The organism is Candidatus Nanopelagicales bacterium, assembly GCA_041393815.1.
Lineage (GTDB): Bacteria > Actinomycetota > Actinomycetes > S36-B12 > JAWKJK01 > JAWKJK01.
In genome coordinates this window covers 361,229-373,905 of record JAWKJK010000003.1, presented here as the reverse complement: position 1 = coordinate 373,905, position 12,677 = coordinate 361,229, and the positions used below count along the sequence as shown (strand labels likewise).

Below are 12,677 nucleotides of genomic sequence, written 5' to 3'. Positions count from 1 at the left end.
GGCTCGGCCCGCTGGGCGACGATCGCGGCCACGATAGACGCCGAGCGGGAGGGGAGCGGGGATGGCCACTGCGGGCGCCGACGCGCCGACCGCGCGCGCCGCGCCGCGCGTGTCGGCGTGGTTGCCGTACGCGTGGGTCGTCGTCCTGGTCGCCCTCGTCCTGCTGCCGACCTGGTGGCCCGGCTACGTGCTGTCGTACGACCTGGTCTTCACCCCGCGGCAGGACCTGCTGCCGGCGGCCGTCGGCCTCGGGGGCGGGCTGCCGCGGGCCGTGCCGCAGGACGCCGTGGTCGCCGTCCTCACAACCGTGGTGCCCGGCTGGCTGGTGGAGAAGGTGGCACTGACCGCGGCCCTGGTCCTGGCCGGCACCGGGGTGGTCCGGCTGCTGCACGGTCGACCGACCGCCGTGCGCGCGCTCGGGGGCACCCTGTACGTCTGGAACGCCTGGGTCGCCGAGCGGCTGGTGATCGGGCACTGGGGGCTGCTGCTGGCCTACGGGCTGCTGCCGTGGGCCCTGCTCGTCGCCCGCGACGTACGCCGGGGACGGCACGGCGCGGCGCCGCGGCTGTTGCTGCTGTGCGCCGCTGCGGCGCTGACTCCCAGCGGCGGCCTGCTGGTCGCCCTGGTCGCCGTGCCGGTCGCGGTCGGTCCGCGCGCGGCCGGACTCGTCCGCGACCGGGTCCTCGTCGTCGTCACCGCGGTGGCGGTGAACGCTCCCTGGTGGCTGCCGTCCGTGCTGCACCCGGCGGCCGGGGCCAGCGACCCGGCCGGGGTGGCGGTGTTCGGGCTGCGGCCGGAGGGTCCGTGGGGGGAGCTGGTGACCGCGCTGGGCCTCGGCGGCATCTGGAACGCCGACGTCGTGCTGGGCTCGCGAGCGTGGGGGACCGCGGCACTGCTCGCGGTGCTCGTCGTCGCGCTCGCTGTCGTGGGTGCGCGCCCGACGGTGGACCTGCTCGGCCGTGCGGCCGCCGGCTGGCTGGCGCTGCTGTCGGCGCTCGGGCTGCTGCTGGCGGTGGCCAGCGCCGGGGGTCGCAGCATGGACGCCGTCGCGTGGCTGGTCGAGACCGTGCCGGGTGCCGGGCTGCTCCGCGACGCCCACAAGCTGCTGGCCCCGCTGGCCCTGCTACTCGCGCTGGCCGCGGCGCTGGGTGCCGGCCGGCTGCTGCGCCGCATCCTGGACCCCGAGGGACGCGCGGCCGTCGGCGTCCTGCTGGTGGTCGCGCCCGTGGTCGTGCTGCCGGACCTGGCGTGGGGGGCCGCGGGCCGGCTGCGTCCGGTGGAGTACCCGTCGGACTGGTCCGCGGTGCGCCGGGTGCTGGCCGAGTCGCCCCGCCCCGGGGATGTGGCGGCGCTGCCCTGGTCGGCGTTCCGCCGGTTCGACTGGAACGACGGGCGGACCGTGCTCGACCCGGCTCCGCGGTGGCTGCCGCGGACGACCGTCGTCGACGACACCCTGCTGGTGCAGGGCCCCGGCGACGAGCTGGTGCGGGTGGGCGGTGAGGATCCGAGGGCGGCCGCGATCGCCGCGGCGCTGGCCGAGGACCGGCCGTTGGCCACCGTGCTTCCCGGGCTGGGCGTGGGGTGGGTCCTGCTCGAGCGGGAGGTACTGGTCACGGCCCCGAGGCAGTCACTCGCCGGGTTGACCCCTGTGTGGACCGGACCTGACCTGGTGCTCTACGACGTGCCCGGCGAGATTGCCTCCTGGCCCCTGCCGTCTTACGGGCTGGTCGTGATCGCCGTGGATGCCGCCGTCGTGGCCCTGCTCGGGATACTGACCGGCGTGGCCGTGGTCCGGCGCGGATCCCGGCGGCCACAGTTGACGTACGGCCAACGTGCGCAACAGGGCGGCCGCGCTGCTACCCTTCCCACGGATTCGGACTAGGAGGTCCCATGTCGGCGTTGCTCGGCCCCATCGTGGCGGTGGTCGTGGGTGCGGTCGTCGCCGGTGGCGCGGCGTTCGGGCTGGTGTCGTCGCAGTCGGCGGTGCCCGCCCCTGCGGACGCCCCGTACGTGGTCTACGGCGCGACGCAGTAGACCCCTGTAGTCCCTTTGGCGCGGCGCAGCGCTCAGGCGCTGTCCCTGCCGGATGAGCCCGCCCGCTCGCTCCCGTGGCCGGCGGGCTCTTCGCTGCCCGAAGGGTCGACGTGGGGATCTGCCTCATCCGAGTGGTGCAGGTGTGCGGGTCGCACCCGTCCGACGGGGATTCGCCCGATGACTCGACGCCGGTGGCCAGGCCCGTCGGTCAGCGCCTGGGCCAGAACCTCGGCGAACCGGTCAGCCGTGGTCTGCCAGGAGAACTCGCGCGCACGCTCAGCCGCACGCGCGCCCATCCGCTCGCGCAACGCGTGATCGGTGAGCAGCCTTCCCAGCGCCGCGGCGTACGCATCCTCGTCGCCGTCCACGAGGATGCCCGTCTCGCCGTCCACGATCGCCTCGGCGACCCCGCCCGCGTCGCGGTAGGCCACCGAGGGGACGCCGTGCCGTGCAGCCTCCATGACGACCAGACCCCAGCCCTCTTTCAGCGAAGGCAGGGCCAGCACCCAGGCGCGGGCCAGTTCGGCGTGCTTGCGGTCCTCGTCGACGAACCCGGTGAACTGGACTAGGTCGTCGACGCCCAGACGCCGGGCCTCGGCGGCGAGCTCGTCGGCCCACCAGCCGTCCCCGACCACGGCGACCCGCAGGTCGGGGACCCGGTGCCGCAGCACGGCCGCGGCCCGCAGCACGTGCTCGACCCGCTTGTGCGGGACCAGGCGGCCCAGGACCAGGATCCGCGGGTGGTCCGCGCGGGGGACGCCCACGTCGGGTACGTCCTCGCTGCCGTTGTGCACGACCGCGATCGCGGCGGCGGGAACGCCCACGCCCACCAGCTCGTCCCGGGTGGCCGCGGAGACCGCGACGTAGCGGCTGGCGCGGAAGACCCACGGGGCCAGCCGGGACTCCAGCCACCAGCCGACCCGGGCCCGGACCGGGTCGTAGACGACCGGCCACTGCTCGCGGTGGACGTGGTGCACGAGCACCACCACCGGGGCGTCGGTGGCCCACGGCGCCAGGAACGGGATGCCGTTCTGGACGTCCACCACGACATCGGGCTGGCCGAGGTCGCCGCGGCGCAGCAGGGTGCGGCCGCGGTGGTAGACGCCCAACTTGGACCCGGCCCGGCGGTAGCGGACCCCGTCGCGCACCTCTTCGGCCGGCGCGTTGGCGTGGGCGGCGCAGAAGACCGTCACGTCGTGCCCGGCGTCCGCCAGGCCGCGGGCCACGCTCTCCACGTACACCTCGGACCCGCCACCCTCGGGGTTGCGGGTGTCCCGCCAGTTGAGGAAGACGATCCGCAGGGCGCGCTGCGGCGGACTCGGTCCGTCGTGCACCGGCGGATCCTCCTCGTTGACGAAGCCGCGCGGGCCATGTATCCGACGCGTCCGCACCACGGTACCTCTGCCGGCTCAGTCCTGATTCGGCTGCTGAGGTACCGTCCCGGGGTGCCGAAGCAGGTCTCAGGCGCCGCGGCCACGATCGCGGGGGCAGCACGCGACGACGGGCTGGCGCGCTCGGTGCGCCTCTTCCGCGCGTTCCGCCGAGAGCAGACGGATCCGGACCTGTTCTACGGATCCCTGGCGGAGGACTCGGCACGTCAGGTCCGCAGATACCACGACCTGCACGGGGCATTGCTACTTGACGTCGGCGGCGGTCCGGGCTACTTCGCCGACGCCTTTGAGGCTGCGGGCGCGCGGTACGTCGCGCTCGACGCGGACGCCGGCGAGATGGCCCTGCACGGTCGGACACCGGGGCCGCGGACCATCCAGGGCAGCGGCATGGCCCTTCCCGTGCGGACTGGTTTGGTCGACGTGTGCTATTCGTCCAACGTCCTGGAACATGTGTCGGACCCCTGGCGGATGGCCGACGAGATGGTCCGGGTGACCCGTCCCGGCGGCACCGTGTTCCTGTCATTCACGCTGTGGTGGGGACCCTGGGGCGGGCATGAGACGGCGCCATGGCACTACCTGGGTGGGGAGTACGCCGCCCGCCGATATGCGCACAGGCACGGCCACGAGCCGAAGAACCGGTTCGGTTCGGGGCTCTTCGCGCTGACCGCGGCTGCTGCCCTGCGGTGGGCGTCCGGATGCCGCGACGCCGAGCTTGCGGCGGCGCTACCGCGCTACCTGCCCGTCTGGGCGGCCCCGGTCCTGCGGGTGCCGCTCATGCGCGAGGTGGTCACCTGGAACCTGCTCCTCGTCATGAGGAAGTCGGATTCGTGATCCAGTCGACCCTGTCCCGGCCTCGGACCGACGCCCCCGGCACGGGCGCGCGCACTGACGTCAAGGTGCCGCTCACCCGCACCACCTGGAGACTGCGGCTGGCAGTCGTGAGCGCATCGCTGGTGCTGCTGGCGTTCCTGCAGGAGCCATCAAGAATCGTCCCCGACACCAAGCTCGACCTTGCGGTCGATCCTGCGGGACTGCTGCTGCGGGCGCTGCACATGTGGGAGCCGGACGGCTTCTTCGGCCAGCTGGGGAACCAAACCTATGGATATCTGTTCCCGATGGGGCCGTTCTTCCTGCTGGGGGATCTCATCGGCGCTCCCACCTGGGCCGTGCAGCGGGCCTGGGTTGCCGTGCTCCTCGTCGCCGCGTTCCTGGGTGTCGTGCGGCTGCTGGGCGCATTAGGCATCGGCACCCCGCTGACTCGCGTCGTCGCCGCACTCGCCTACGCCCTGGCCCCCCGGATGATGAGCACGCTCGGGCCGATCTCGGTTGAAGCGCTGCCGATGGCACTGGCTCCTTGGGTCCTCGTCCCGCTCGTGCGCGGCGCTGTGACCGGGTCTCCCCGCCGTGCGGCCGCGGCGAGCGGGCTCGCGATCCTGCTCGTCGGCGGCGTCAACGCGGTGGCCACCGCCGCGGTACTCCCACTGGCAGCATGGTGGTTGCTCACGCGATCAGCAGGTCCGCGCAAGCGGTCGCTGCTCATCTGGTGGCCCGTCTCCGTGGTGCTGGCAACCCTGTGGTGGGTCGTCCCCCTCGTCCTCCTGGGTCGCTACAGCCCGCCGTTCCTGGACTGGATCGAGACCGCCTCGGTGACGACGAGCGTGACCGATCCCTTCTCCGTGGTCCGCGGCACGTCGCACTGGGTCGGCTTCCTGGCCACATCAGGTGGGCCCTCGTGGCCCGCGGCTTGGACGATCGTGACTGCGCCGGCGCTCATCATCGCCAGCGCACTGCTGGCTGGGGCGGGGCTGGCGGGGCTGGCGCGCCGGGACCTTCCCGAGCGGTCCTTTCTCATCGGCGGGCTCGGGCTGGGCTTCCTCCTGCTGTCCCTAGGACATGTCGGGGACCTGGCGGCCCCGTGGCAGGTCGGCGTGAGGACCCTCCTGGACGGACCACTGGCGCCGTTGCGAAACGTCCACAAGTTCGAACCGATCCTCCGGTTGGTGGTCGTCGTCGGACTCGCGCACCTGCTGTCGTCGCTCCCCGTCGTCCGGCGCCGGCAGATGGGGTTCTCCAGGGCGGGGGGGCAGGCGGTCGTCGCTGGACTCGTGGTCGTGGTGGCCATGCCTCTCTGGACCACGAACCTGGCCCCCCGAGGCGCGTACGCCGAGATCCCCGGCTACTGGTACGACGTGGCTCGCTACCTGGAGGCCCACGACGAGGGCGGCCGGGCGCTCGTCGTACCCGCAGCGTCCTTCGGCACCTACATTTGGGGAACGACCCGAGACGAGCCCTTGCAGGCGCTCGCCACCACGGCGTGGGGCGTTCGCGACGCGGTCCCCTTGAGCTCGGCGGGCAACATCCGCATCCTGGACGCGCTGGAGCGGCGGCTCGAGGACGGCGAGGGATCGCCGGGCCTTGCACCGTTCCTCCAGCGCGCGGGAGTCCGGTATCTCGTGGTGCGCAACGACTTGTCACCCGGGGCTGCCGGGCCCAGGACGATCCAGATCCGACAGGCGCTCACCAGGTCACCGGGAATCCGACGGGTTGCCGACTTCGGGCCTCTGCTGGAGGGCTATCGGGGATTCGACCTGGTGTCTGATGAGGGCTTGGAACAGTTCCGCAACGCCGTCGAGGTCTATGAGGTCTCGGTGGGGTCCCAGGACGGCGATCCCCGGATCGCCGCGTTCCCGGCCGACGACGTCGCCGTCATGAGCGGAGGACCCGAGGGGCTGCTGCCGGCTCTCGACGCGGGTGTCGCCAGCTCGGCCGTGATCCTGGCGGGCGACAACATCCCCTCAGCACTCGCGTCCGGTGGCATCGTCCTCACCGACACCTACCCTCGTATCGAGCATGATTTCGGGTCGGTCCATGGAGTCCGCTCGGCGCGGATGAGCGCCACCGACGAGTACACGCGACAGCGGCCGGTCCATGACTACTGGCCCACGGGGCCAGAGGGTCGTCAGTCCTTAACTGGGTACGTCGGCGTCGCGGACGTGCGAGCCTCGTCATCACGGGCGCTCTTGGCAGGCTTCGGGAGCTCAGACCCCGCCAGCGGGCCCTGGGCCGCCCTCGACGGAGATAACGCGACCTCCTGGAAGTCCAGGTCCGAGCCTACGGGCGACGATCCGTGGTGGGAGGTCGAGTTCGAGAGCCCGCGATGGGTTCCCTACCTGGACGTCGCTCTTGACGAGCTGATCGGGGTGCCACCCTCACGGCTGGTCATCCAGACGGACTCCGGGGAGATGCCGGTCTCCGTCAACCCCACCGCCGCCCTGCAGCGCGTGTCTGTTCCACCCGGCCTGACCTCCCGCGTCCGGATCCTTGTCGATCGCGCGAACTCGTTGTCGCCCGGGTCCACGCTGGCGCTGCGGGAGGTGGAGATTCCCGGCGTGGAGGTGACGCACACCCTGAACGTGGCCCCGGCGACGGGTAGCGAGTCCGCGAGCGCGGCCCCGGTCGACTCCATCGTCTTGAGGGCCGCGCCCGGACAGCGGGGAGGCTGCGCGTTCACGGACGACCGTCCTTACTGCTCGCCGTCGTTGCTGTCGACAGGCGAGGACACCCACGATGGCATCGTGCGGACCGTCGACATCCCGGTTGGCGCCTGGTACCGCGTTGCGATGACCGCGGTCCCGCGAGCCGGTGATGCTCTCACCGCCCTTGTGGGTCCCTTGGCGGCCGATTCCGTCACGGCCGTGGGATCGTCGCAACTCGTTCCCGATCCAGCGGCTGCCGCTCAGTCGGCAGTCGACGGCGATCAGGCTACGGCGTGGATCGCCTCGGCCACGGACGCCCAGCCGTCGATCTCGCTGTCCTGGGGGCGGCAGCGTCGGATCACCGGCCTGCAGTTCCTACTCGATCGGTTCCTTGGTGCCGCGCCCCCGCTCAAGGTCGCGGTGTCCACGGGCTCGGGGTCCACGTACGAGGTTTTCGTCGATGAGGTGGGGCTGGCCCGGATCCCGCCGGTCGTCACCGACCGCCTGGATATCCGGGTGCTCACCACTCGGCCGACCCGCAGCCTCAACCCTGCGACAGGGACGGTCACCAACCTGCCCTTCGGTGTCTCCGAGATCCGCGTGCTTGGGGCGGAGGACCTGATTGAGGAACGCGCGCGCCAGTTGACGACGGGCGTGCCGTGCGGCTTCGGCCCGCAGTTGGAGGTCGATGGGGAGCCAAGCTTCCCGACGAGCGTCGAGACGACTCGGAGAGCACTCTTCGAAGGTCGATCGGTGAACGTCACTGCGTGCGCGGGCAGCGGACTGGTGTACCTCGGGGCCGGGACTCACACGCTGCGGGTCCCGCCCACGGCGGAGTTCCTCGCCCGTTCGGTCACCCTCGCGAGGACCGCGCCTCAGAGCCCGGCGCCGACGCAACTCGACGTCGTGGAGTGGGGTGCAACTGAGCGCCTCGTGAACGTGCCTGCACGAGGCGAAACGCAGGTCATCGTGGTCAGCGAGAACTTCAACCCGGGTTGGCGCGCCGAGATCGACGGCCAGGAGCTCGAGCCCTTCCGCGTCGACGGCTGGCGCCAGGGCTTCGTTCTCCCCGCGGGACCCGCGGGGATCCTCACCCTGTCGTACGCGCCCGATGCCGGCTACCGGACCGGGCTCCTGGTCGGTGCCGTGGGGGCGATGCTCCTGCTGGTTCTGCTTGTGGTTCGGGGGCCGTCGCGGCTGCCGGCTCTTCGCGCGGCCCGGCGATCCTGGTGGGGGGTCGGCCTCGGGGCAGCCTGCCTGCTTGCCGTGTCAGGGGCGGCTGGGGTGGTGGCGGGCACGCTGGCGCTGGCGACTCGCCTCTGGAGCGCGCGTCGGGGTCATGCGTCCTCGTGGCTGGCCGTGACGGCCGTTGCGGTGGCGGCCATCGTGGTGGCGGTTAACCCGTGGCCTTCATTCGCGGGGGCGTCCGCCGCGGTGCGAGGTCTGGTGGCGTTCCTCGTCCTGTTCGCCGTGTGGACTGCCGTCGTCGGCGGCGGCCCGGCGGCGGAGCCTCCTGAATCGCTGGGCGGGCAGCTCGACCCACCGGAAGGAGGCGGTGGCAGCCACGATGGTGAGCAGGACGGTGACGGTCCAGACCCAGGCGAATCCACCGCTGAACGGCTGGATGTCTAGCAGGTCCACGAGCAGGCGCAAGAGCACCAGGTGCCAGAGGAACACCCCGTAGGAGATCTCCCCCAGGAACCGGGGCGCCGGGTGGGCCAACGTTCCTGTGATGCGGTTCTGCCGGGTCGACAGGAAGCCCGGGAGAAGTAGCAGCAGTGCCGCGAAGCCGTACAGCGAGTGCTTGAGCCCGTCCTGCCAAAGACTGCCGGCGACCAACTCGTAGGGACCACCCAGCGGTGTGCAGGCCAGCAGGAACAGCAGGACCCCGGCGGCGACCGCGAAGGCCGAGTCATCAGCGACCTCGCGCAGTGCCGTCCACCCACGACCTGCGCCACCGAACCGGATCCTCTCCCGGACCACTGCGCAGATCATCCCCAGCGCGAACCAGTCGAGGAAGCCCGGCAGCCAGAACCCCGCGAGGCCACCCGCGTCGTATCCAGAGCCCTTCAGAGCGAGGCGGAACGGAATGGACACGAGTGCCACCGCCACGAGGACCCCGACTTGGTAGCGCGCACTGCGCTCGGGATTCCCTCTGCCCACGCGGCCAGCGACCCAGGCGATGAGCGGGAGCACGAGGTAGAAGGAGACCTCGGTGGCGAGCGACCACGTCTGGGTGAGGCCCTCCACGACCGTGTCCGGGACGTAGATGTGCAGCAGGAGGAGATTGGCACCCCATTCCCGCGCCGTCACGGGCTGGATCTCGGGCAGCACAAGCAGGGTGACGGCCACCATGACCACGTACGCAGGCAGGATCCGCAAAGCGCGTCGCCACAGGTAGGGACCGAAAGCCGGTGCCTTCGCACCTGCCAAGGAGGCGGCGGCCCAGGGTCGGTACAGGAGGAAGCCGGACAGCAGGAAGAAGAGTGTGACGCCGAAGTCGAGATGGAACAGCACAGGGCCGAGAACCGGCCACCCTGTCGCACCGGTGGTGAAGGCGACATGGGTGGTCAGGACCGCAAATGCTGCGACAGCCCGGTAGCCGTCTAGCGCGGGGAACTCGGAGTGTCTGCGCTCGAGCGACTTCTCCTCGCGGTGGAACCTTCCCCCAATCATGGTGCGGCGTCTCGAGGGACGGGGGTTCCCAGCTCCACCCGACGCATGCAGAGCCCAGAGTCTGCGGACTCGGCGGAGACGGCGACCGCATCCACATTTGAGGGCGGGGCCAGCACGAAGGCGTCGTTCGTGCCCGCCTGGGCGAGCCAGAGACCTGACGAAGGGTCCTCGCTGCTCCCTGCCTCGGTCATCGTGTCGTCGGTCACGGTGGCGACCCGGTACTGAACAGGCCGCTCGGACTCCAGTGTCAGGTGGATCGTCAGCTGGTCCGTGTGGATCAGCGGCGACGGCAGGTCCACTCGGGTCCATCCTTGGCCCGGGCCAGCCACCGGCACGCACTCCGCGGTGGGGGCCACCGACTTCACCTCGAAACCGGCAGGCACGACCCCGCCGGTCCCGTCGACCATCCATGCCGAGTTCGATCGACCGAAGGTGATGTCGCGATCGTGGACCAGGGGCAGGAGCGTCTCGCTCGCCACGTTGTGCGGCGAGAACAGGTACCGGTTCACCAGCCCCGCCGGCACCTCCGTGTCGAAGAGAGCACTGCCCTCGGGGAGGTGCGCCAGGCCATCACGAGCGCGATCCAGGTACCCGATCGCAGGGTTGCTCCACCAGATCCGCGCGAACTGAACCTGGGTAACGAGCGACCCTCCGACCACCAGCACGACACCGACTGCAAGTGCTGCGGTGGCAAGCCGGCTCAGGGGCCGGTGCGCCCCCTTCCAGCCTGCCACGACGATCGTGACCGCGACGGCGAGCCACGGAACGACGTCCACGAGGTATCGGGGCGTCACCGCGATGGTGTCTCCGAACTGGGATAACCGACCGAGGAGTGGCGGGATGACAACGACCGTGCACGAGCCGACGGAAAGCACGACGGCACGCGCGACGGAACCCGGAGCCGCACGTGCCACGACCGTGAGCACGACGGCGAGAGCGGCTGCTGCCGCAGCGACGCCCCAGGCTGGGGTTGCCGCCGGGGGGTAGAAGGTGTAGCCCCCGTCGGAGGACCACGCCCACGGGCCGCCGGCCAAGGACGGGACGACCAGCTCCGACACGGCACGGCCCCAAGCCGCGGCCGCTGCCCCGATCGTCGGCGGGGCAGCATCTGTGTCGTAGTCGCCGAACCACCACAGGGGAAGGTACGCGGCCACGATCACGGCAGTGGTCAGCCATGCAGGCCACAGGCGCAGGAGAACCCCGGTCACAGCACGAGGGCGGAAGGTCGTGGGGAGCGCACAGGCCGCGAACAGCACCAGGATCGGTGGCAGGGCTATCCACTTCTCCCAGGTCACCGCCCCCAACAGGAGCCCGCCCGCCACCAGACCGAGCCATCGGAGGTGCATGCTGCGCCAGAGGCCGAGGACGCCGTGCGCGGCCAGCACACCGCCCAGCATCACCGGAAGCGCGGACACCGCCTGGATGTTCCACACGCTGTTGACCAGGCCCAGAGGCATGAGCACGCTGATGGCGAAGCCCGCCAGCGCGGCAGGGTTGGGCCCCGCGAGGCGCCGCAGCAGGATCCACAGCGCGGCGGTGAAGGCGACCAAGAGTCCGGCGCTGGCCGCGAAGGCGACGGTGGAGTTCAAGGGGGCGAAGGTGACCAGCCCCGAGTGCCAGGCACGCACGAGTGGAGCGAAGTGCCGGGCCTCGCCGAACGCGAGGATCCAGTCCAAGGACCACGGGTCGGGAACGGTCCTCGTGGCGAGTCGGATGTCGTCCTGGTAGAGCGTCCCGCCGAGCGCGACGACGAGGTACCCGGCGACCTGGGCCGTCCCGAGGACCGCGGCCGCGGCGTCGACCCAGGTGAGACCGGTCGTCGGGGCCGTGGCTCGGACGGAGAAGAAGTCCGGACGGTCGACGCGCTCCCGGACGTGTCGGTCGCCCGCCGGTCGGTCGGCTGGCGGACCTGGGTCCGGGCGGGACCCAGGCGCAAGCTCGGTCTCCGTCGCGGGCATGTGCACCTCCGCGTGGGATTTTGCCCCACCCGATCGCCGAGGCGGTACGCAGGAGTCGCGGACCGCGCGCAGGCATGTCGACAGGGATCTTCGTGCATCCCGATCACCGATCCGCTACCGTCCGTCCCGGTTCGTGCCGTGAGCAACGGAGGTCTCGGGATGCGTAGGGTCATCGGTCTGGTCCTGGTGGGGCTGGGCGCGTTCTTGCTGGTCCTCGCGGCCATGCTGCGGTTCTACGCGGTACCGGCGCTGGCGAAGGCACCGCTGTCGCCCGGCGAGAACTCCGGCGGCGTCACGCAGACCGACCAGGAGGGCATCGCCCGCTCCCTGTTCGACCCGGCGACGCTCACCGAGCGCAAGGACGTCGAGGTCACGGCGACCCGCTTCACCCGCGGCGACGTGCCCGCCGCGGAGACCGAGGAGGCCAAGAGCCAGGACCTCGCCGTCTATGACTCCTTCCTCCGGCTGGAGGACCCGGAGGGCGTGGTCGTCAACGCGTCCACGATCCGGGTGGCCTTCGACCGGGTCACCTCCGAGCTGGTCAACTGCTGCGGGGTCAACAACGACGGCGCCCAGGTCACCTGGGAGGGCATCAACCCGCTGAAGTTCCCGATGTTCACCCAGCAGCAGGACTACGACTACTTCGACACCACGCTGAACAAGGCCTACCCGGCGAAGTTCATGGGCGTCGAGGAGCTCGAGGGGCTCGAGGTCTACAAGTTCCAGCAGGTGATCGAGCCGACCGAGTACGCGACGCTGGAGGTCCCCGGCGACCTCGTCGGTGCGGACACGCCGTCGTACGAGGCCCCGCGCTTCTACGGCGTCAACCTGACCATGTGGGTCGAGCCGACCACCGGGTCGATCGTCAAGGGCGTCAACGAGCAGCTGCAGACCCTGCGCGGCCCGGACGGCACCGACCAGGTCACGATCATCGACTCGACCATCGGCACCTCGCCGGCGGAGGTCACCGAGGGTGTCGAGGACGCGAAGTCCTCCGCCGGCCTCATCAAGACGCTGAACAACACCGTGCCGCTGATCGCGCTGATCCTCGGCATCATCCTGGTGGTGGTCGGCTTCCTGCTGGCCGCGCGGCGCTCCCCGTCCGCGGCCGACAGCGACACCGTCACCAACGTCTGACCGCC

7 protein-coding genes and 1 pseudogene are annotated in these 12,677 nt (G+C 71.3%); 5 read left to right on the top strand and 3 right to left on the bottom strand.

The window, feature by feature from the left end:
* Positions 1 to 61 precede the first annotated feature (61 nt).
* Positions 62 to 1,882: a hypothetical protein gene (locus R2737_11370; protein ID MEZ5116857.1), complete on the top strand. Its 1,821-nt coding sequence runs from the start codon at positions 62 to 64 to the stop codon at positions 1,880 to 1,882.
* Positions 1,883 to 1,890: 8 nt separating this feature from the next.
* A complete protein-coding gene (locus R2737_11365; GenBank protein MEZ5116856.1) occupies positions 1,891 to 2,034 on the top strand; it encodes a hypothetical protein in 144 nt (47 codons plus the stop codon).
* Positions 2,035 to 2,066: 32 nt separating this feature from the next.
* Here the strand turns inward: R2737_11365 and R2737_11360 are convergent, their stop codons facing one another.
* A complete protein-coding gene (locus R2737_11360; protein MEZ5116855.1) occupies positions 2,067 to 3,368 on the bottom strand; it encodes a glycosyltransferase family 4 protein in 1,302 nt (433 codons plus the stop codon).
* A 111-nt stretch (positions 3,369 to 3,479) separates the two neighbouring features.
* On the opposite strand from R2737_11360, the gene R2737_11355 reads away from it, so the two are divergent.
* Both R2737_11355 and R2737_11350 read left to right on the top strand, forming a co-directional pair.
* Positions 3,480 to 4,256, top strand: coding sequence for a class I SAM-dependent methyltransferase (locus R2737_11355; GenBank protein ID MEZ5116854.1), 777 nt, complete (start codon positions 3,480 to 3,482; stop codon positions 4,254 to 4,256).
* Positions 4,253 to 6,337: pseudogene (locus tag R2737_11350) on the top strand (alpha-(1->3)-arabinofuranosyltransferase family protein). Before R2737_11355 ends, R2737_11350 begins: the two are co-directional and overlap by 4 nt.
* Positions 6,338 to 8,311: 1,974 nt before the next feature.
* Here the strand turns inward: R2737_11350 and R2737_11345 are convergent.
* Positions 8,312 to 9,577, bottom strand: a complete 1,266-nt coding sequence (locus R2737_11345; GenBank protein ID MEZ5116853.1) for an acyltransferase — start codon at positions 9,575 to 9,577, stop codon at positions 8,312 to 8,314.
* Complete coding sequence (locus R2737_11340) at positions 9,574 to 11,535, bottom strand: hypothetical protein (GenBank protein ID MEZ5116852.1); 1,962 nt, start codon at positions 11,533 to 11,535, stop codon at positions 9,574 to 9,576. The genes R2737_11345 and R2737_11340 overlap by 4 nt, the downstream gene beginning before the upstream one ends.
* 159 nt (positions 11,536 to 11,694) lie before the next feature.
* Between R2737_11340 and R2737_11335 the strand changes: the two genes are divergently transcribed.
* Positions 11,695 to 12,672 (top strand): DUF3068 domain-containing protein, encoded by a 978-nt coding sequence (locus R2737_11335; protein ID MEZ5116851.1) that lies wholly within the window; start codon positions 11,695 to 11,697, stop codon positions 12,670 to 12,672.
* Positions 12,673 to 12,677: the final 5 nt, after the last annotated feature.

Excerpts from the sequence above, each read along its gene's own strand:
- R2737_11345 (MEZ5116853.1), bottom strand. The coding sequence starts at position 9,577 with ATGATTGGGGGAAGGTTCCACCGCGAGGAGAAGTCGCTCGAGCGCAGA.
- R2737_11340 (MEZ5116852.1), bottom strand. The coding sequence starts at position 11,535 with ATGCCCGCGACGGAGACCGAGCTTGCGCCTGGGTCCCGCCCGGACCCA.
- R2737_11335 (MEZ5116851.1), top strand. The coding sequence starts at position 11,695 with ATGCGTAGGGTCATCGGTCTGGTCCTGGTGGGGCTGGGCGCGTTCTTG.
- R2737_11370 (MEZ5116857.1), top strand. The coding sequence starts at position 62 with ATGGCCACTGCGGGCGCCGACGCGCCGACCGCGCGCGCCGCGCCGCGC.
- R2737_11365 (MEZ5116856.1), top strand. The coding sequence starts at position 1,891 with ATGTCGGCGTTGCTCGGCCCCATCGTGGCGGTGGTCGTGGGTGCGGTC.